The organism is Pseudomonas sp. DTU12.3, from assembly GCF_004124275.1.
Lineage (GTDB): Bacteria > Pseudomonadota > Gammaproteobacteria > Pseudomonadales > Pseudomonadaceae > Aquipseudomonas > Aquipseudomonas helmanticensis.
Genome location: NZ_CP027218.1, coordinates 4,726,891 through 4,745,816, shown reverse-complemented (window position 1 = coordinate 4,745,816; position 18,926 = coordinate 4,726,891). Strand labels below are relative to the sequence as shown.

At 60.1% G+C, this 18,926-nt stretch carries 19 protein-coding genes; all 19 read left to right on the top strand.

Features of this window, described 5'->3' with window-relative positions:
- The 19 genes from mltG to C2E19_RS21605 all read left to right on the top strand — a co-directional run bounded on the left by mltG (position 1) and on the right by C2E19_RS21605 (position 18,831).
- Positions 1 to 1,182, top strand: a complete 1,182-nt coding sequence (mltG, locus tag C2E19_RS21700) for an endolytic transglycosylase MltG (protein ID WP_129395023.1) — start codon at positions 1 to 3, stop codon at positions 1,180 to 1,182.
- 19 nt (positions 1,183 to 1,201) lie between these two features.
- Positions 1,202 to 1,834: a dTMP kinase gene (gene tmk, locus C2E19_RS21695; RefSeq protein WP_129395022.1), complete on the top strand. Its 633-nt coding sequence runs from the start codon at positions 1,202 to 1,204 to the stop codon at positions 1,832 to 1,834.
- Positions 1,827 to 2,810: a DNA polymerase III subunit delta' gene (locus tag C2E19_RS21690; RefSeq protein ID WP_129395021.1), complete on the top strand. Its 984-nt coding sequence runs from the start codon at positions 1,827 to 1,829 to the stop codon at positions 2,808 to 2,810. The genes tmk and C2E19_RS21690 overlap by 8 nt, the downstream gene beginning before the upstream one ends.
- Before the next feature lie 42 nt (positions 2,811 to 2,852).
- Complete coding sequence (locus C2E19_RS21685) at positions 2,853 to 3,209, top strand: PilZ domain-containing protein (protein ID WP_129395020.1); 357 nt, start codon at positions 2,853 to 2,855, stop codon at positions 3,207 to 3,209.
- 15 nt (positions 3,210 to 3,224) lie between these two features.
- Positions 3,225 to 4,016, top strand: a complete 792-nt coding sequence (locus C2E19_RS21680; protein WP_129395019.1) for a TatD family hydrolase — start codon at positions 3,225 to 3,227, stop codon at positions 4,014 to 4,016.
- Between the two features lie 444 nt (positions 4,017 to 4,460).
- Complete coding sequence (locus tag C2E19_RS21670; protein ID WP_007908276.1) at positions 4,461 to 5,099, top strand: TetR/AcrR family transcriptional regulator; 639 nt, start codon at positions 4,461 to 4,463, stop codon at positions 5,097 to 5,099.
- Positions 5,100 to 5,236: 137 nt separating this feature from the next.
- Positions 5,237 to 6,205 carry a GTP 3',8-cyclase MoaA gene (locus C2E19_RS21665; protein WP_129395018.1) on the top strand — a complete coding sequence of 323 codons (969 nt, stop codon included), beginning with the start codon at positions 5,237 to 5,239 and terminating at the stop codon, positions 6,203 to 6,205.
- A 169-nt stretch (positions 6,206 to 6,374) separates the two neighbouring features.
- A complete protein-coding gene (locus C2E19_RS21660; RefSeq protein ID WP_129395017.1) occupies positions 6,375 to 6,980 on the top strand; it encodes a DUF4823 domain-containing protein in 606 nt (201 codons plus the stop codon).
- Positions 6,981 to 6,996: 16 nt separating this feature from the next.
- Positions 6,997 to 7,557: a DUF1285 domain-containing protein gene (locus tag C2E19_RS21655; protein ID WP_129395016.1), complete on the top strand. Its 561-nt coding sequence runs from the start codon at positions 6,997 to 6,999 to the stop codon at positions 7,555 to 7,557.
- A 175-nt stretch (positions 7,558 to 7,732) separates the two neighbouring features.
- The gene (locus tag C2E19_RS21650; protein ID WP_129395015.1) at positions 7,733 to 8,449 is read left to right on the top strand and encodes a FadR/GntR family transcriptional regulator; all 717 of its coding nucleotides are present in this window, start codon (positions 7,733 to 7,735) and stop codon (positions 8,447 to 8,449) included.
- A 130-nt stretch (positions 8,450 to 8,579) separates the two neighbouring features.
- Positions 8,580 to 9,455, top strand: coding sequence for an SMP-30/gluconolactonase/LRE family protein (locus tag C2E19_RS21645; protein ID WP_129395014.1), 876 nt, complete (start codon positions 8,580 to 8,582; stop codon positions 9,453 to 9,455).
- Positions 9,456 to 9,725: 270 nt separating this feature from the next.
- Positions 9,726 to 10,544, top strand: a complete 819-nt coding sequence (locus tag C2E19_RS21640) for an SDR family oxidoreductase (protein ID WP_129395013.1) — start codon at positions 9,726 to 9,728, stop codon at positions 10,542 to 10,544.
- 135 nt (positions 10,545 to 10,679) lie between these two features.
- Positions 10,680 to 11,684, top strand: a complete 1,005-nt coding sequence (locus C2E19_RS21635; protein ID WP_129395012.1) for a substrate-binding domain-containing protein — start codon at positions 10,680 to 10,682, stop codon at positions 11,682 to 11,684.
- 53 nt (positions 11,685 to 11,737) lie between these two features.
- Complete coding sequence (gene araG / locus C2E19_RS21630; RefSeq protein WP_129395011.1) at positions 11,738 to 13,282, top strand: L-arabinose ABC transporter ATP-binding protein AraG; 1,545 nt, start codon at positions 11,738 to 11,740, stop codon at positions 13,280 to 13,282.
- A 12-nt stretch (positions 13,283 to 13,294) separates the two neighbouring features.
- Complete coding sequence (araH, locus tag C2E19_RS21625) at positions 13,295 to 14,263, top strand: L-arabinose ABC transporter permease AraH (protein WP_129395010.1); 969 nt, start codon at positions 13,295 to 13,297, stop codon at positions 14,261 to 14,263.
- A gap of 298 nt (positions 14,264 to 14,561) precedes the next feature.
- Positions 14,562 to 15,275, top strand: coding sequence for a GntR family transcriptional regulator (locus tag C2E19_RS21620; RefSeq protein ID WP_129395009.1), 714 nt, complete (start codon positions 14,562 to 14,564; stop codon positions 15,273 to 15,275).
- Positions 15,272 to 16,270: an ADP-ribosylglycohydrolase family protein gene (locus tag C2E19_RS21615; protein WP_129395008.1), complete on the top strand. Its 999-nt coding sequence runs from the start codon at positions 15,272 to 15,274 to the stop codon at positions 16,268 to 16,270. The genes C2E19_RS21620 and C2E19_RS21615 overlap by 4 nt, the downstream gene beginning before the upstream one ends.
- Positions 16,271 to 16,442: 172 nt before the next feature.
- Complete coding sequence (locus C2E19_RS21610) at positions 16,443 to 17,909, top strand: cytosine permease (RefSeq protein WP_129395007.1); 1,467 nt, start codon at positions 16,443 to 16,445, stop codon at positions 17,907 to 17,909.
- Positions 17,902 to 18,831 carry a PfkB family carbohydrate kinase gene (locus C2E19_RS21605; RefSeq protein WP_129395006.1) on the top strand — a complete coding sequence of 310 codons (930 nt, stop codon included), beginning with the start codon at positions 17,902 to 17,904 and terminating at the stop codon, positions 18,829 to 18,831. Before C2E19_RS21610 ends, C2E19_RS21605 begins: the two co-directional genes overlap by 8 nt.
- Positions 18,832 to 18,926 lie beyond the last annotated feature (95 nt).

The window sequence follows — 18,926 nt, the reverse complement described above, 5'->3', positions numbered from 1 at the left end:
GTGAGACGTAAACTTTTGCTGCTGCTGGAAACCGGACTGGTTCTGGCAGGGCTGCTGTTGGGCGCCAGCGCCTGGAAGATTCACTCCGCGCTGGAACAGCCCCTGAACATCACGCAGGAAGAACTGCTGGATGTGCCGAAAGGCTCGACGCCGACCCGTACTTTCCTCGAACTCGAAACCGATGGCGTCATCAAGGACGCGTTCTGGCTTCGGGTCTACTGGCGCTTCAACCTCGCCGGCACGCCGATCCACAGCGGTGAATACCGCATGCAGCCGGGCATGAACGTCAACGGTCTGATCGACTTGTGGAAGCGTGGCGATGTAGTTCAGTACAGCCTGACATTGGTCGAAGGCTGGAATTTCCATCAAGTGCGCGCGGCGTTGGCCAAAGACGAAAAACTCACTCAGACCCTCAATGGTTTGAGTGACACCGATGTCATGGCCAAGATTGGCCATAAGGGCCTGTTTCCTGAAGGGCGTTTCTTCCCTGACACCTACCGTTTCGTGCGTGGCATGTCCGACGCCGAGCTGCTGAAGAAAGCCTTCGAACGTCTCGACGAAGTGTTGGCTAATGAGTGGGAAAAACGTTCGGCCGATGCGCCGTACAAGGAACCCTATCAGGCGTTGATCATGGCCTCGCTGGTCGAAAAGGAAACCGGTGTGCCACAGGAGCGCGGGCAAATCGCTGGCGTCTTCGTGCGGCGCATGGCTCTTGGCATGCAGTTGCAGACCGATCCGACCGTTATCTATGGCCTGGGTGATCGCTACACCGGCAAGTTGACTCGCGCGCATTTGAAGGAGCCGACGGCGTATAACACTTACGTGATTCCCGGCCTGCCGCCGACGCCGATCGCGATGGTCGGCCGTGAAGCGATTCACGCAGCGCTGAACCCGGTGGAAGGGACGAGCCTGTACTTCGTCGCGCGTGGCGATGGCAGCCATGTGTTCTCCGATGACCTGGATGCGCACAACAGTGCGGTGCGTGAATTCCAGCTCAAACGACGGGCGGATTACCGTTCCAGTCCGGCCCCGGCAGCAGCGCCCGAAGCGGCGCCGGCTGCCGAGGAAGCGATTCCTGCGGCCTCTCCGGATACTGCGCCGGAAGCGTTGCCGCAAGTTCCGCCGCAGGAGCCAGCGCCGACTCCGGAACCGGCAGCCGCCGCTCCACAAAACGCGCAATGACTTTGATTAAGGACTGCCTGTGACTGGCTTGTTTATTACCCTGGAAGGCCCGGAAGGCGCCGGCAAAAGCACCAACCGCGAATACCTCGCCGAGCGCCTGCGCGCCGCCGGTATCGAGGTGGTGCTGACCCGTGAGCCGGGCGGTACGCCGCTGGCCGAGCGAATTCGCGAGGTGCTGTTGGCGCCGGCAGACGAAGTCATGACCCCGGATGCCGAGCTGCTGTTGGTATTCGCCGCACGCGCGCAGCATCTGGCCGAAGTGATCCGCCCGGCGCTGGCGCGTGGCGCGGTGGTGCTGTGCGATCGTTTTACCGATTCGACTTACGCCTATCAGGGCGGTGGCCGCGGTTTGTCGCTGGAGCGTATCGCGGCGCTGGAGACCTTTGTCCAGGGCGATCTGCGACCTGACCTGACGCTGATTTTCGATCTGCCGGTGGAAATCGGCCTGGCGCGTGCCAGTGCCCGTGGCCGTCTGGATCGCTTCGAGCTGGAAGGCCGGGCGTTTTTCGAAGCCGTGCGCAACGCGTTCCTCAAGCGCGCCGAAGCCGATCCCGCGCGCTATGTGCGCATCGACGCCGGTCAGCCTTTGGCCAAGGTTCAACAATCGCTGGATACCTTGTTGCCGAACTTGCTGGAGCTGGCCCGTGGCTGAGGCCTATCCGTGGCAAGACAGTCTCTGGCAGCAACTGGCCGGGCGTAAACAGCACGCCCACGCCTATTTGCTGCACGGCCCGGCCGGGATCGGCAAACGTGCGCTGGCAGAGCGTCTGATGGCCAGCCTGTTGTGCCAGCGGCCGACACCGCAAGCCTGCGGCGAGTGCAAATCCTGCCTGCTGCTCAGGGCCGGCAGTCATCCGGATAACTACATCCTCGAACCTGAAGAAGCCGACAAGGCGATCAAGGTCGATCAGGTGCGTGATCTGGTCAGTTTCGTCGTGCAGACGGCGCAGCTAGGCGGGCGCAAAGTGGTGCTGATCGAGCCGGTCGAGGCGATGAACATCAACGCCGCCAACGCCTTGCTCAAAAGCCTTGAAGAGCCTTCTGGCAATACCGTTTTGTTGCTGGTCAGTCACCAGACCAGTCGTTTGTTGCCGACGATCAAGAGCCGCTGCGTGCAACAGGCCTGTCCGTTACCGGGTGAGGCGATGAGCCTGCAATGGCTGGCTCAGGCCCTGCCGGAGTGTTCGCAGGACGAACGTGTCGAATTGCTCACGCTGGCCGCCGGTTCGCCATTGATGGCGGTCAATCTGCAATCCCAAGGCGTGCGCGAACAGCGCGCGCAAGTGGTCGAAGGCGTGAAGAAGTTGCTCAAGCAGCAGCAATCGCCGACGCAATTGGCCGAAGAATGGAAAAGCATTCCGATGCTGCGTCTGTTCGATTGGTTCTGTGACTGGTCGAGCCTGATCCTGCGTTATCAATTGACTCAGGACGAGGCAGGCCTGGGTCTGACCGACATGCGCAAGGTCGTGCAGTATCTGGCGCAGAAAAGCGCGCAGGGCAAAGTCCTCGACATTCAGGACTGGATTCTCGCCCAGCGGCAGAAGGTCATGAGCAAGGCCAACCTCAATCCGGCGTTGCTGCTGGAAGCGTTGTTGGTGCAATGGGCGAGTTTGCCTGGCCAAAGATGACAATGTGTACCTAGACTCTGAACATCAGCAGTGGAGGTCAGCATGAATGAGCCTGTCAGTCCCGGGCCGCGCAACGGCATTTTGTCCCTGGCCATCAAGGACAAGTCGGTGCTCTACGCCGCTTACATGCCGTTCATCAAGAACGGCGGTCTGTTCATCCCGACCAACAAGAGCTACAAGTTGGGCGATGAGGTGTTCATGCTGCTCAATCTGATGGACGAGGCAGAGAAGATTCCGGTCGCCGGCAAAGTCACCTGGATCACTCCGAAAGGTGCGCAAGGCAACCGCGCCGCCGGTGTCGGCGTGCAGTTCAACGATGGCGACAACACCGCGCGCAGTCGCATCGAAACCCATCTGGCCGGAGCGCTGAAGTCCGACCGTCCCACTCATACGATGTAAGTAGCCGTCTTTTTTATGCTCGTAGATTCCCATTGTCACCTTGATCGTCTCGACCTCGCCGCCCATGACGGCTCGCTGGATGCCGCACTCGATGCCGCCCGGCAGCGCGGAGTAGGGCACTTTCTGTGCATCGGCGTGAGTGCCGACAACGCCGCCGACGTCAAAGCCCTGGCTGAACGTTATGACGACGTCGATTGCTCGGTGGGCGTGCATCCGCTGGATGTGCAGCCGGGCGCAGCGCCAGCGCTGGATTGGCTGTTGCACGAGCTTGATCATCCGAAAGTGGTGGCAATCGGTGAAACCGGTCTCGACTATCACTACGAACCCGAAGCTGCCGAATTGCAGCAGGCGTCGTTTCGTCTGCACCTGCAAGCGGCGCAGCAGACGGGCAAACCGGTGATCATCCACACCCGCGGCGCGCGTGCCGACACCCTTGAGTTGCTGCGTGAGGCGGCGTTACCTCAGGCCGGTGTGCTGCATTGCTTCACCGAGGACTGGGACATGGCCAAAGCGGCATTGGACATGGGTTATTACATTTCCCTGTCGGGTATCGTCACGTTCCGCAATGCCGATGCGTTGCGCGATGTCGCGAGCAAGGTGCCGGCCGATCGCCTGCTGGTGGAAACCGACTCGCCGTATCTGGCGCCGATCCCTTATCGCGGCAAGCCGAACCTGCCGCAGTATGTGCGCGAGGTGGCGGAATTCCTGGCGATGCTGCGTGGTGAAAACTACGAGCGCTTTGCCGAGCAGACCACTGAGAACTTCAAGCGCCTGTTCCCGCTGGCCTCCGTTAAATCTGCCGTGTAGGAGCTGCCGAAGGCTGCGATCTTTTGTTCTTGATTTTGACAGGCAAGATCAAAAGATCGCAGCCTGCGGCAGCTCCTACAGGGGCGAGCTGCGTGAGAAGTCAAATCGCAGGCAAAAAAAACCCGGGTTCTGGGGGGTGAATCCGGGTTAAGACCATTAGGAGTAAAACAAAGGCACGCGGTCCCTTGGTACCTTTATCGGCGCGACACTTGGGGGAGATGTCGCCCGACAGTTCAAGTATTGATCAGTCTGGCGTGCAGTCCAGTGAGCCGGTCGGGGTTTTTAAACAAATTTGGAATACGTTCGCTTCAGTTGAGTTCTCATTGCGCCCAAAACGTTCTCAAAACGAACAAGAAACACAGATATGGTCGGATGATCCGTGCATTTTTGCGCAAGTTAGGCATAATACGCGGCTTCGAATTTTGACCCTTCAGACCTTTTCTTATGCACAAAGAACCTCGTAAGGTCCGTGAGTTTCGTCGCCGCGAGCAAGAAATTCTCGATACCGCGCTCAAGCTGTTCCTCGACCAAGGTGAAGACAGTGTCACCGTCGAGATGATTGCTGATGCCGTGGGTATCGGCAAAGGCACGATCTACAAGCACTTCAAATCCAAGGCGGAGATCTATCTGCGCCTGATGCTCGACTACGAGCGCGATTTGAACGAGCTGCTGCATTCGGCGGATGTCGACAAGGACAAGGAAGCGCTGTCCCGCGCCTACTTCGAATTCCGCATGCGCGATCCGCAACGCTATCGCCTGTTCGACCGTCTCGAAGAGAAGGTGGTCAAGGGCAATCAGGTGCCGGAGATGGTCGAGGAACTGCACAAGATCCGTGCCTCGAACTTTGAACGTCTGACCTTGCTGATCAAGGGCCGCATCAGCGAAGGCAAGCTTGAAGACGTGCCGCCGTATTTCCATTACTGCGCATCCTGGGCGCTGGTGCACGGCGCTGTTGCGCTGTATCACTCGCCGTTCTGGAGCAATGTGCTGGAAGATCAGGAAGGTTTCTTCCAGTTCCTGATGGACATCGGCGTGCGCATGGGCAACAAGCGCAAGCGCGACCCGGAAACCCCGAGCAGCTGAGCCATTCAGCTGCCTTATTGCGCCATGATTTCGCTACATGACGCAGTACCGCAGGAATATACTCAGGCATAGGGCTTGCTAAAACTTGATTTGTGAGTCAAGTTTTAGCGGCTCGAAATTCTATCGCCGGAGTGATCATGATCGTTGACCGTCAAGGCAGGCGTTTTCGCAATTTGCGCATCAGCCTGACCTCAGCCTGCAATTACGCGTGTACCTACTGCGTGCCCAACGGCAAGCGGCTGGTGGCTGCGCAGGATGAATTGTCGGCCGAAGCCATGGCGCGTGGCGTGGCGTACCTGATCGAAGCTGCCGGTATCGAACGGCTGCGCATCACTGGCGGTGAACCGCTGGTCAGTCCCAAGCTCGAATCGTTCATGACCGCTGTCGGCAAGATGGGCCTGGAAGACATCAGCCTGACCACCAACGGTCAGCTCCTCGCGAAAAAACTCCCGCTGCTGGTGAATGCCGGTCTGCGCCGCATCAACGTTTCCCTCGATACCCTCGACGCCAGCGCGTTCCGCAGCATCGCTCGCGGCGGCGATCTGGCCACTGTGCTCGATGGCATGGATCAGGCGGCAGCGGCGGGGATGAAGATCAAGGTCAACATGGTGCCGTTGCGCGGACAGAACCTCGATCAGGTCATGCCGTTGCTCGATTACTGCCTGGAGCGCGGATTCGAACTGCGCTTTATCGAGTTGATGCGCATGGGCCACCTGGCCAAGGACAACAACGCGTTCCTGCAACAGTTCGTCAGCCTCCAGCAGTTGCTGGCGCTGATTGGCGAGCGTTATGAGTATGCGCAAACCGACGCGCCCGTTGACGCCACCGCCGTGCGCTATGCGATTTCCGGCCTGGGCAATTTTGGGGTGATCGCCAACGAGAGCGTGCCGTTTTGCCGGACGTGCTCGCGGTTGCGTTTGTCGTCGACCGGGTGGCTGCACGGTTGCCTGTCGTCGAGCAACCGCCATTACGTCGGCGATCTGCTTGATAAGCCGCGCCATCAGGCGTTGCCGGCGCTCCAGCGCTTGCTGGTCAAAGCGTTGGGGGACAAGCAGGAAGTGGCGTTTTCCGGCGGCGCCACAGTAATGAAGATCATCGGCGGTTGAAAAACCGCTTTCGCGAGCAAGCCCGCTCCCACGTTGGAATGTGTTCCCGTGTGGGAGCGGGCTTGCTCGCGAATACGATCTAACTAACAACGAAAAAACAGAGCTGGCGCAAAAGCTGCATCCAATGGCCATTCGCCGGTTTTCCGTCACCGGCCTCTGGAGGAATAGGATGCGTAGCCTGGTTTTGCTGCTGGCCGTTTTGGCGCTTGGCGGCTGTATGACTGTCAGCGATATGGCCGAGGGCACTCGCTACCAGATGAGCGATGCAGGGTTGCTGGACCATAGCGACAGCCGTCGCGTGAACAACTTCCGCATTCAGCCGGATTCGTTCATCTACATCGCCCAAGGCGCGTTTGCCCCGCCGGGCGGTTCTTACCCGCGTCCCAACGTAGTGGCCGAAGAAGCCTTCAAGGGCTTCGTCGAATACTTCCCGATGGTTCGCCGCGCCCGTGCGCCGGAAGGCCTCGACCAGGCGATGGGCGAAGCCCGCGATGCCGGTGCGCATTATCTGCTGTACACCCGTTTCGCCAAGGCAGACGACCGTATCGGCAACTCCGATGAGTGGCTCGATCAGGAGGCAGTTGATCGTCTCGGTATCGACGGCGGGGTGATTCAGATCATGTTGATCGAGACCAGCACCCAGTATTTGATTGATACTGCACGGATCAAGAGTCGTGGCGGTTTACTGACGTTCCACGACAGCAAACCCGAAGACCTGATCGGCCCGCCGCTGGCGCAATACGCGCGCAGTCTGCTGGGCATCGGCGACCAGTAATTTCAAGGAGTACGCCATGAGTGGCCCGCAAAAAGCCAATGACCTGTTGGGACAGATCCCGAAAACCAAAGGCTTGCCGCCGGTGCACTTGTGGAACCCGGACTTCTGCGGCGACATCGACATGCGCATCGCCCGCGACGGCACCTGGTATTACCAGGGCACGCCGATCGGACGCAAGCCGATGGTCAAGTTGTTCTCGACGATCATGCGCCGCGATGGCGATGACTATTTCCTGATCACACCGGTCGAGAAGGTTGGGATCAAGGTTGACGATGCGCCGTTTGTGGCGGTTGCCGTCGAGGTTGAAGGCGAGGGGGAGGCGCAGTTGTTGCGCTTTACCACCAACGTTGAAGAAACCGCCGAAGCCGGGACTGAGCATCCGATTCGCGTCGAGATCGATCCGGCGACCCAAGAGCCTGCGCCCTACGTGCATGTGCGCAGCAACCTTGAAGCGCTGATTCACCGCAATGTCTTCTACCAACTGGTGGAGCTGGCGGTCAGTCGTGAGATTGATGGCCAGCGCTGGTTGGGCGTGTGGAGCGGCGGCGAGTTCTTCCGCATCGGCCTCGAACCCTGATAAAGAATTAAATGTGGGAGGGGGCTTGCTCCCGAATGCGTTGTATCAGTCAATATTTTGGGTGACTGTCACGCCGCCTTCGGGAGCAAGCCCCCTCCCACATTGGGTTTTGTGTTGACTGTTAATCATATGATGATTAGCTTGATCACCCATCGCGTTCCGCTTTGAGGTGTTCATGTCCAGCAGCTTTCATGCATCCACGGTCGACTGGCTCGGCAGCTGGATCGCCGCCGGCCAGGTCAAACCGGGGCAGACCATCAAGGTCGAGGCCGACCTCGGTGAGCAACTCGGGGTGAGCCGCACCGTCATCCGTGAAGCGATCAAAACCCTCGTTGCCAAAGGCATGCTCGAAGTCGGGCCGAAAGTCGGCACCCGCGTGCTGCCGGTGCGGCGCTGGAACCTGTTCGATCCGCAAGTCGTCGGTTGGCTGTCGCGCAACGGTTTGCCGGAGAACTTCGTCGATGACTTGCTCGACCTGCGTCGCACCATCGAGCCGATGGCCGTGCGCTGGGCCTGTGAGCGGGCAACCCTCGAACAGATCGAAGCGGTGCAACTGGCTTACAACGCCCTTGAGCGCGCCGTCGACAGCGGCATCGATTACAACCGCGCGGATCAGGCCTTCCACGAATGCATTCTCGCCGCGAGCCACAATCAATTCATCGAACAAATGGTCCCGGCGCTCGGCGCATTGCTCGCGGTGTCGTTCGAAGTCTCTGCCGCCGACCCGGATGAACTGCGCCGCACGTTGCCGATCCACAAAGACATGGCCGACGCCATCGTCGCCCGCGATTCCGCTCGCGGCGTGTGGGCGTGCATGACCCTGATCGACAACGCAGACCTGGCGATCAAACGTTTCTACCCGAAAGTCATGGCCGACAAAAAAGCCGGTTAATACAAATTTCCCTGTGCGAGCGAGCCTGCTCGCGAAGGCGGTGTATCAGGCAACTCATGCATCGACTGACACGACGCTTTCGCGAGCAGGCTCGCTCCCACAGTAAAACAACAACAAAGAAGGAATGGATATGACGTGGACCGCCCTGACCCAACACCGCGCCCAACTCGGCGAAGGCCCGTTCTGGGACGCGCCGACCCAGGCGCTGTACTGGGTTGATATCGCCGGCAAGCAGGCCCTGCGCCTGATCGGCCAGAACGTGCAGATCTGGCAGATGCCCGAGCACGTTTCCGCGTTCATCCCCTGCGCCGGCGGCGATGCACTGGTGACCCTGAGCAGCGGCGTCTACCGCCTCGACCTCGACTCTCCCGGCCTCGAACCGCGTCTGACGTTGTTCTGCGTCGCCGACCCGCAACCCGGCAACCGTCCAAACGAAGCGCGTTGCGATGGCCAAGGTCGCCTGTGGCTCGGCACCATGCAAAACAACATCGGCGAAAACGGCGAGGATCTGCCGATCACTCGCCGCTCCGGTGGCCTGTTCCGGGTTGATCCGGACAAGCGCGTCACGCCATTACTGCGCGGCCTGGGCATTCCCAACACGCTGTTGTGGAGCGACGACGGCACCACGTTGCTGTTCGGCGACAGTCTCGACAGCACGCTGCACCGTTATTTCATTCACACCGATGGCAATCTCGATGCTGCACAAGTCTGGTACGGCCCCGATCAGCAGGGTGGTCCGGACGGTTCGGCGATGGACGCCGAGGGCTATATCTGGAATGCGCGCTGGGATGGCAGTTGCCTGCTACGGCTGACGCCTGACGGTAAGGTCGATCGCAAAATCGACCTGCCGATCAGCCGCCCGACCAGTTGTGTTTTCGGCGGTGAAGACTTGAAAACCCTGTACATCACCAGCGCCAAGAGTCCGTATGAGCATCCGCTCGACGGTGCAGTGCTGTCGATGCGCGTCGATGGGCCAGGAAAGCTCTGCACACGCTTCGCCGGATAATCCCAAAATATGGGATGCAAAATTATATATTGAGATTATTTGGCGGTCGGGTTTATAGTCGGCTCCAGCAGTAACACGCACTCACACTTAAAAAGAACAAAACAGGTGAAGTGATGCAGCGAATCTCTATCGCACTCCCGTGTGGAGTCCGCGTCTCGCAACAGCCCCAGGCTGTCGGTCGCGCCTGCCTGTTTTGTTTCAAACGCCTGCCAGACCGGACATCGTCAGATGCCCGGTTTTTTTGTGCCTGCGAAACAGGAGTCCAGATCCATGGTTGAACCTCTTTCCCTGCCGCCGGTGCCCGCACCGCCGAAGGGCGAGCGTCTGAAAAACAAGGTGGTATTGCTGACCGGCGCTGCGCAAGGCATCGGTGAAGCGATCGTTGCGGCGTTCGCCTCGCAGCAAGCGAAATTGGTGATCAGCGATATCCAGGCCGAAAAGGTCGAGAAGGTTGCCGCGCATTGGCGCGGGCAGGGCTTTGATGTGCAGGCGCTGAAGGCGGATGTCTCGCGTCAGCACGATCTGCACACCATGGCCAAACGCGCCGTCGAGTTGCACGGGCGCATCGACGTGCTGGTCAACTGCGCCGGGGTCAACGTATTCCGTGATCCGTTGCAAATGACCGATGAAGACTGGCATCGCTGTTTTGCCATCGACCTCGATGGCGCCTGGTTTGGCTGCAAAGCCGTGCTGCCGCAAATGATCGAACAGGGCGTTGGCAGCATCATCAACATCGCTTCGACCCATTCCAGCCACATTATCCCCGGCTGCTTTCCGTACCCGGTGGCCAAGCACGGTTTGCTCGGCCTGACCCGCGCGCTCGGGATCGAGTACGCCGCCAAGGGCATTCGCGTGAACGCCATCGCGCCGGGCTATGTCGAAACGCAACTGAACGTCGACTACTGGAACGGGTTCGCCAACCCGCACGCTGAGCGCCAGCGCGCCTTCGATCTGCACCCGCCGAAGCGTATCGGCCAGCCGCTCGAAGTGGCGATGACTGCGGTATTTCTGGCCAGCGACGAAGCACCGTTCATCAACGCGTCATGCATCACCATCGATGGTGGTCGCTCGGTGATGTACCACGACTGATTGAACGGGTTTTGTGTGGATGAGTCCGCTTGAAATCCAATCATCATACGATATGACTATTTTCAACAGGCTTTGCAGGAACACGCTTTAACGCTTTTCAAACATTGCTCAAAAAAAATAACAAGGAGTCAGCTTATGAAACGTCGTTTCGGGATTCGTACCCTGTGCGGTGCCGCACTCGCGGTTACCGCGTTCAGCCTGAGCAGTTCGCTGCTCGCTGCCGACACCGTGAAGATCGGTTTTCTGGTCAAGCAGGCGGAAGAACCGTGGTTCCAGACCGAGTGGGCCTTCGCCGAGAAAGCCGCCAAGGACAAGGGCTTCGAACTGATCAAGATCGCCGTGCCGGATGGCGAGAAAACCCTCTCGGCCATCGACAGCCTCGCTGCCAATGGCGCCAAGGGCTTCGTGATCTGCCCGCCGGACGTGTCGCTCGGCCCGGCAATCATGGCCAAAGCCAAACTCAATGACCTGAAAGTAATTGCCGTCGATGACCGTTTCGTCGACGCCAACGGCAAGTTCATGGAAGACGTGCCGTACCTCGGCATGGCTGCGTTCGAAGTTGGCCAGAAGCAGGGCAACGCGATGGTTGCCGAAGCGAAGAAGCGTAACTGGGACTGGAAAGACACTTACGCTGTGGTCAACACCTACAACGAACTCGACACCGGCAAGAAGCGCACCGACGGCTCGGTGAAATCCCTTGAAGACGCCGGCCTGCCGAAAGACCACATCCTCTTCGCTGCGCTGAAAACCCTCGACGTACCGGGCAGCATGGACGCCACCAACTCGGCACTGGTGAAACTGCCGGGCGCTGCGAAAAACCTGATCATCGGCGGCATGAACGACAACACCGTACTCGGCGGCGTACGCGCTACCGAAGCCGCCGGTTTTGCTGCGGCGAATGTGATCGGTATCGGTATCAACGGCACCGACGCCATCGGCGAACTGAAAAAGCCTAACAGTGGCTTTTTCGGTTCGATGCTGCCGAGCCCGCACATCGAGGGCTACAACACCGCGAGCATGATGTTCGAGTGGGTCACCACCGGTAAAGAACCGCCGAAGTACACCGCGATGGACGACGTCACCCTGATCACCCGCGAGAACTTCAAGCAAGAGCTGGAAAAAATCGGCTTGTGGAACTGATGCAGCGACGGCCCGGGCAGCCGGGCCGTTTTTCGGTGTGAAGAGGTGGCTTTATGCATGCGCAAGTACAGACCCAACAACACAGCTCCAGCGGCAGCCTGCGCTTCAACGGGATCGGTAAAACCTTTCCTGGGGTGAAGGCGCTGGACGCCATCAGCTTCGTCGCGCATCCGGGCCAGGTTCATGCCTTGATGGGCGAAAACGGTGCCGGCAAATCAACCCTGCTGAAAATCCTCGGTGGCGCTTACATTCCGAGCAGCGGCGAGTTGCAGATCGGCGAGCAGACCATGGCGTTCAAGTCGACCGCCGACAGCATTGGCAGCGGCGTCGCGGTGATCCACCAGGAGCTGCATCTGGTGCCGGAAATGACCGTCGCCGAAAACCTGTTTCTCGGCCACCTGCCGGCCAGTTTCGGTCTGATCAATCGCGGCGCACTGCGCCAGCAAGCGTTGAATTGCCTGAAAGGCCTGGCCGACGAAATCGATCCGCAGACCAAGGTCGGACGCCTGTCTCTCGGTCAGCGGCAATTGGTGGAAATCGCCAAGGCTCTTTCGCGTGGCGCTCATGTCATCGCATTCGACGAACCGACCAGCAGCCTCTCGGCCCGCGAAATCGACCGTTTGATGGCGATCATCGGCCGTCTGCGCGACGAGGGCAAAGTGGTGCTTTATGTCTCGCACCGGATGGAAGAAGTGTTCCGCATCTGCGACGCCGTCACCGTGTTCAAGGACGGTCGCTACGTGCGCACCTTCGACGACATGAGCCAGTTGAGCCACGATCAACTGGTGACCTGCATGGTCGGCCGCGACATTCAGGACATCTACGATTACCGCCATCGCCCACGCGGCGCCGTGGCGCTGAAGGTCGACGGTTTGCTCGGTCCGGGCCTGCGTGAGCCGATCAGTTTCGAAGCGCACAAAGGTGAAATCCTTGGCCTGTTCGGACTGGTCGGGGCAGGGCGCACCGAGCTGTTTCGCCTGCTCAGCGGACTGGAACGTCACAGTGCCGGGCGCCTTGAACTGCGCGGCCATGAACTGAAGCTGCGCTCTCCGCGCGACGCGATTGCCGCCGGGATTCTGCTGTGTCCGGAGGATCGCAAGAAGGAAGGCATCATCCCGCTGGCCAGCGTTGCCGAGAACATCAATATCAGTGCGCGCGGGGCCAATTCCGGTCTCGGTTGCCTGCTGCGCGGCATCTGGGAAAAGGGCAACGCCGACAAGCAAATCAAAGCGCTGAAAGTGAAAACACCGCACGCCGGCCAGCAGATCAAATTCCTTTCCGGCGGTAATCAGCAGAAGGCCATTCTCGGCCGCTGGCTGTCGATGCCGATGAAGGTCCTGCTGCTCGACGAACCAACGCGCGGCATCGACATCGGCGCCAAGGCCGAGATCTACCAGATCATCCATAACCTCGCCGCCGAGGGCATTTCGGTGATCGTGGTGTCTAGCGACCTGATGGAAGTAATGGGCATTTCCGACCGCATTCTGGTGCTCTGCGAAGGCGCCCTGCGCGGCGAAATCAGCCGTGACCAGGCCAATGAATCCAACTTGCTGCAAATGGCTTTGCCGCGCCACCGCGCTGACGGCGTGGCGAACTGAGAGGTGACTATGATGACAACCCAGAAAGAAACCCTGCCGACCGAGCGCAAACCACTGGACATGCGCCGCTTCCTCGATGACTGGGTGATGTTGCTGGCGGCGATCGGCATCTTCATCGCCTGCACGCTGCTGATCGACAACTTCCTTTCGCCGCTGAACATGCGCGGTCTGGGCCTGGCGATTTCCACTACCGGGATTGCCGCGTGCACGATGCTGTACTGCCTCGCGTCGGGGCATTTCGACTTGTCGGTTGGCTCGGTGATTGCCTGCGCCGGGGTGGTCGCAGCCGTAGTGATGCGTGACACCAATAGCGTGTTTCTTGGCGTGTGCGCGGCATTGGTGATGGGCCTGATTGTCGGGCTGATCAACGGCATCGTGATCGCCAAGTTGCGGGTCAATGCGTTGATCACCACCTTGGCGACCATGCAGATCGTTCGCGGTCTGGCGTACATTTTTGCCAACGGCAAAGCGGTGGGCGTGTCGCAGGAATCGTTCTTCGTCTTCGGTAACGGCCAGTTGTTCGGCGTGCCGGTACCGATCCTGATCACCATTGTCTGCTTTCTGTTTTTCGGCTGGCTGCTGAATTACACCACCTATGGGCGCAACACCATGGCCATCGGCGGCAACCAGGAAGCAGCGTTGCTGGCCGGGGTGAACGTTGACAGGACCAAGATCATTATCTTCGCCGTGCATGGGGTGATCGGTGCGTTGGCCGGGGTGATTCTGGCGTCGCGGATGACCTCCGGGCAGCCGATGATTGGCCAGGGTTTCGAGCTGACGGTGATCTCTGCTTGCGTGTTGGGCGGGGTGTCGCTGAGCGGCGGGATTGGCATGATTCGGCATGTGATTGCCGGGGTGTTGATTCTGGCGATCATCGAGAATGCGATGAACCTGAAGAATATCGATACCTTCTACCAGTACGTTATTCGCGGTTCGATTTTGCTGCTGGCCGTGGTCATCGACCGCCTCAAGCAACGCTGAGATCAAGAGCCCCTCACCCCAGCCCTCTCCCGGAGGGAGAGGGGGCCGACCGAGGTGTCTTGCTTCCTGCATCGACCTGGAAGACCGGGTCGATTATGGATTCGGCAAAGCACTTTCGAGTCGATTGTGGATTCGGTGAAGCACTTTCAGGTCGATGTATATCCCAAATATCCCCCATTCAGTCCCCTCTCCCTCCGGGAGAGGGCTAGGGTGAGGGTGCTGTTGATCTTCCCGCCTTCCGTCCGATCCCCCAAATTTTCCTTGCCCGCCCGCGTGTGTTTCGGTTATCACTTTGTACATGATTAGACAGGTACGATTTGACAAGAAACAACGGGTGGTCGACGAACTCGTCCGGCGCATCGAAAGCGGCCTCATGGAGGACGGCTTTCTGTTGCCCGGCGAGCATCAGTTGGCTCAAGAATTCAACGTCAGCCGTGGCACGTTGCGCGAAGCATTGGCCGAACTGAAGCGGCGTAAATACATCGCCACGCAAAGCGGAGTTGGCTCGATCGTCACGTTTGACGGTGTCGCCCTCGATCAACGCAGCGGCTGGGCGCAGGCGCTGGCCGACAGCGGCGCGATGATCAACACCGAAGTGTTGCGCCTGGAAGCCGTGACCCGGCCCGACTTGCTGTCGCGTTTTGGCACCGACCAATTCATCACCCTCGACCGTCGTCGCCGCTCCACCGAAGGCACGCTGGTGTCCCTTGAACGTTCTTTGATGCCGGCGACCGGAGGCCTGGAAAGCTTGCCGCGCGTCGGTCTGATCGACAATTCCCTGACCATCACCCTGGCCGCTTACGGTTATATCGGCGAGCGCGGTGATCAATGGATCGGCGCCGAGCCGTTGAACGCCATCGACGCTGAACTGCTCGGACGTCCGGAAGGCACGGTGTTCCTCAAAGCCTTGCGCACCACTTACGACCGGCAGAACCGTTTCATGGAACAGGTTGAAAGCCTGCTCGACCCGGTGCATTTCCGTCTGCACCTGCAATTTGGAGAATCGAAATGACCCAGCTCAACCGTGCCCTTGGTGCGTTTTATGGCCTGGCCCTCGGTGATGCGCTGGGCATGCCGACGCAATCGCTGAATCGCGAAACCATCAAGGTTCGTTTCGGCAAGATCACCGATCTGCAGGACGCCGGTCCCTTGCAACCGATCGCCGCGAACATGCCCAAAGGCTCGATCACCGATGACACCGAACAGGCGATTCTGGTCGGCGAGTTGCTGGTCGAAGGCCAGGGCCGCATCGAACCGGCGATCCTCGCGCAACGCCTGATCGAGTGGGAAGCCGCGATGCAGGCCAAGGGCTCGCAGGATTTGCTCGGGCCGTCGACCAAGCGTGCCATCGAAATGATCCTCGCCGGCCATTCGCCGGAAGAGGCCGGGCGCTACGGCACCACCAACGGCGCGGCAATGCGCATCACACCGGTAGGTATCGCGGCAGACGTGGCCGAACCGCAGCGTTTTATTGCGGCGGTGGTGCAGGCCTGTCAAGTGACTCACAACACCACGTTGGGCATTTCCAGCGCGGCGGCGGTGGCGGCGGTGGTGTCCGCCGGTATCAACGGCGTGGACCTGGGCGAGGCGTTGAACCTCGGTCAGCAAATCGCTCAGCAAGCCGAAGCGCACGGGCACTGGGTCGCCGGTGGGCGCATCGGTTCGCGCATCAGTTGGGCGCGCAGCATCAGTGTCGACAGCGACAAAGCGCTGCTCGCAGATTTGCTCTACGACGTGATCGGTACATCGGTGGCGTCGCAGGAGTCGGTGGTGGTCTCGTTCGCGCTGGCGCAGCAAGTGGCGATCGGTGAGATGAACGCGTTCGAGGCGTTGTGCATGGCGGCAAGCCTGGGTGGCGACACTGACACCATCGCGGCGATTCTCGGCGCAATGCTCGGGGCCTGCCTGGGGCTTGAGTGTTGGCCTGCCGAGATGATCGAGACAGTCAAAACCGTCAATGATCTGGAGCTGGAACCCCTTGTGAAAGGACTCCTCACCCTGCGCTGAGGACACCCATGTGTAGGAGCTGCCGAAGGCTGCGATCTGTTGATCTTCAGCAGACTTCGGGGCGCCACAAAATCAAGATCAAAAGATCGCAGCCTGCGGCAGCTCCTACAGGGGAGAGGTGCAGGTTAATGAATTGCCCATAAACACAAGAATGGCAACAGGAGCATTTTTCATGAGTTCAGCAAACGCCGGGCAAAGCGCCGGGCAACTGGAAACCCGTGGCATCGAACCGGTGCCGGAAGCCGAGTGCAACGGTCATCCGCTGCAATTGTTCTGGGTCTGGTTCGCCGCCAATATTTCCATTCTCGGTCTGCCGCTGGGCGCCACGCTGGTCGCGTTTCGCGGGCTGGCGATCTGGCAGGCAATCATCGTCGCGATCATCGGCGCCGCCGGTTCGTTTGCGGTGGTCGGGATCATCTCGATTGCCGGTCGCCGTGGTCGCGCGCCGAGCCTGACGTTGTCGCGCGCAATCTTCGGCGTGCGCGGCAATATCGGCCCGACCCTGGTCTCGCTGATGTCGCGTCTCGGTTGGGAAACGGTCAACACCACCACCGCCGCATTCGTGCTGTTGTCGTTGTGCTCGATCCTGTTCGGTTCGCCGGTCGAAGCGAAAAGTGCGCCGGTGCTGACGCTGATCTTCATCGCGATTTTCGTGCTGCTGACGCTGTCCGTCTCCGGCCTCGGCCACGCGACGCTGCTGGTGATCCAGAAGTGGGCGACCTACGTGTTCGGCGCGCTGAACCTTCTGGTCGGTGGCTTCCTCTGCGCAACCATCGATTGGAGCGCGGTGTTCAACGCCACGCCCGCGCCGATGAGCGCAATGATCATCGGCATCGGCACCATGGCCGCCGGCACCGGCATCGGTTGGGCCAACGCTGGCGCTGACATGTCGCGCTATCAGCATCGCAGCGTCAAAGCCGTGCGCCTGGTTGCTTCAGCGGCATTCGGCGCGGGCATACCACTGGTGTTGCTGATCACCCTCGGCGGACTGCTGTCGGTTGGCAACAACGATCTCGCTTCGGCGACTGATCCGATCGTGGCGATTCGCGACATGCTGCCAACCTGGATGGCGGTGCCGTACCTGATCACCGCGTTCGGTGGTCTGCTGCTGTCGAACAACCTGTCGGTGTACTCCGCCGGTTTGACCACGCTGACGCTGGGCCTGAAGGTCAAACGCGTCTATGCGGTGGTGGTCGATATCGTCGCGATCTTCGCTGGCTCGATCTACTTCATGCTGATCGCCGACAGCTTCTATGGTCCGTTCATCACGTTCATTTCGCTGCTCGCGGTGCCGATTACCGCGTGGGTCGGGATCTTCATCGTCGACCTGATTCACCGTCACTACTACAGCCCGAAAGACCTGCTCGACGTCAGCCCGAGCAGCGCCTACTGGTATCGCGGCGGCATCGAGTGGCGTGCGTTCGGCGCGTGGGCGATTGCCATCGTGCTCGGTTTCAGTTTCACCACCATCGGCACCACGGCGCAAAACGTCTGGTTCAAAGGCTTCCTGTCCGACTCGTGGCTTGGGCACAACGGCCTCGGCTGGATCGTGACCTTCGTTGTGGCCGGTGGCATTTACTTCGTCCTCGGCGGGGCGAAAGATCGCCGCGCCGCGCAAACCGAGAATGCTCATGCCTAAGATGTTGCACACCGGCCAGGTCATCATCGACCTGGTCATGGCCGTGGAAAAATTGCCGCAGATTGGTGGCGATGTGCTCGCGCAATCGGCGGGTTTCGAAGCCGGTGGCGGTTTCAACGTGATGGCGGCGGCGGTGCGTAATGGCTTGCCGGTGGTGTATCTCGGTCGGCATGGCACTGGGCGTTTCGGCGATCTGGCGCGGGAGGCGATGAATGTTGAAGGCATTCACATCGGCATCGGTGAACCGGCGTCGCGTGACACCGGTTTGTGCGTAGCGCTGACGGATGCCTCGGCCGAGCGCAGTTTCATTTCCTACATCGGCGCTGAAGGTGAGGTGACCGAGGAGGATTTGAACAGTGTCGCGGCCGAGGCGGGCGATTACGTTTATCTCAGCGGCTACAGCCTGCTGCACGCAGGCAAGGCGCAGGCGCTGCTCGACTGGACGCTGGCGCTGCCGGACTCGATCAACGTGGTGTTCGATCCGGGCCCGTTGGTGGAATCACCGGATTCGCCGATGATGCAGGCGTTGCTGCCGCGCATCGATGTGTGGACCAGCAACAGTGTTGAAGCACTGCGGTTTACCGGTGCTGAAGACATCGCGGTGGCGCTGGATCGACTCGCGGAGCATCTGTCCAAAGAGGTGCTGATGGTGGTGCGTGACGGGCCGCAGGGCTGCTGGATTGATCAGCGCGACGAGCGTCGGCATGTGCCGGGGTTTGCCGTGAAAGCACTGGACAGCAATGGTGCTGGCGATGCGCATGCCGGGGTGTTTGTCGCCGGGTTGGCGCAGGGCTTGACGGCGTACGCAGCAGCGCGGCGGGCGAATGCGGCGGCGGCTTTGGCGGTGACGCGCTGGGGGCCGGCGACCTCGCCGGGGGCGGCTGAGGTGGATGCGTTTATCCGCGAGTCCGGCGGCGTCTGATCAACCGTCTTCGCGAGCAAGCCCGCTCCCACAGTGGATCTGTGTCGCACATAAATTTACTGTAGGAGCTGCCGAAGGCTGCGATCTGTTGATCT

Bases quoted from the DNA above. Each gene is read 5' to 3' on its own strand.
- C2E19_RS21665 (WP_129395018.1), top strand. From the start codon at position 5,237: ATGATCGTTGACCGTCAAGGCAGGCGTTTTCGCAATTTGCGCATCAGC.
- C2E19_RS21620 (WP_129395009.1), top strand. From the start codon at position 14,562: ATGATTAGACAGGTACGATTTGACAAGAAACAACGGGTGGTCGACGAA.
- C2E19_RS21680 (WP_129395019.1), top strand. From the start codon at position 3,225: ATGCTCGTAGATTCCCATTGTCACCTTGATCGTCTCGACCTCGCCGCC.
- C2E19_RS21645 (WP_129395014.1), top strand. From the start codon at position 8,580: ATGACGTGGACCGCCCTGACCCAACACCGCGCCCAACTCGGCGAAGGC.
- C2E19_RS21605 (WP_129395006.1), top strand. From the start codon at position 17,902: ATGCCTAAGATGTTGCACACCGGCCAGGTCATCATCGACCTGGTCATG.
- C2E19_RS21635 (WP_129395012.1), top strand. From the start codon at position 10,680: ATGAAACGTCGTTTCGGGATTCGTACCCTGTGCGGTGCCGCACTCGCG.
- C2E19_RS21640 (WP_129395013.1), top strand. From the start codon at position 9,726: ATGGTTGAACCTCTTTCCCTGCCGCCGGTGCCCGCACCGCCGAAGGGC.
- araH (WP_129395010.1), top strand. From the start codon at position 13,295: ATGACAACCCAGAAAGAAACCCTGCCGACCGAGCGCAAACCACTGGAC.
- C2E19_RS21670 (WP_007908276.1), top strand. From the start codon at position 4,461: ATGCACAAAGAACCTCGTAAGGTCCGTGAGTTTCGTCGCCGCGAGCAA.
- C2E19_RS21660 (WP_129395017.1), top strand. From the start codon at position 6,375: ATGCGTAGCCTGGTTTTGCTGCTGGCCGTTTTGGCGCTTGGCGGCTGT.
- C2E19_RS21655 (WP_129395016.1), top strand. From the start codon at position 6,997: ATGAGTGGCCCGCAAAAAGCCAATGACCTGTTGGGACAGATCCCGAAA.
- C2E19_RS21685 (WP_129395020.1), top strand. From the start codon at position 2,853: ATGAATGAGCCTGTCAGTCCCGGGCCGCGCAACGGCATTTTGTCCCTG.
- C2E19_RS21650 (WP_129395015.1), top strand. From the start codon at position 7,733: ATGTCCAGCAGCTTTCATGCATCCACGGTCGACTGGCTCGGCAGCTGG.
- C2E19_RS21615 (WP_129395008.1), top strand. From the start codon at position 15,272: ATGACCCAGCTCAACCGTGCCCTTGGTGCGTTTTATGGCCTGGCCCTC.
- C2E19_RS21610 (WP_129395007.1), top strand. From the start codon at position 16,443: ATGAGTTCAGCAAACGCCGGGCAAAGCGCCGGGCAACTGGAAACCCGT.
- araG (WP_129395011.1), top strand. From the start codon at position 11,738: ATGCATGCGCAAGTACAGACCCAACAACACAGCTCCAGCGGCAGCCTG.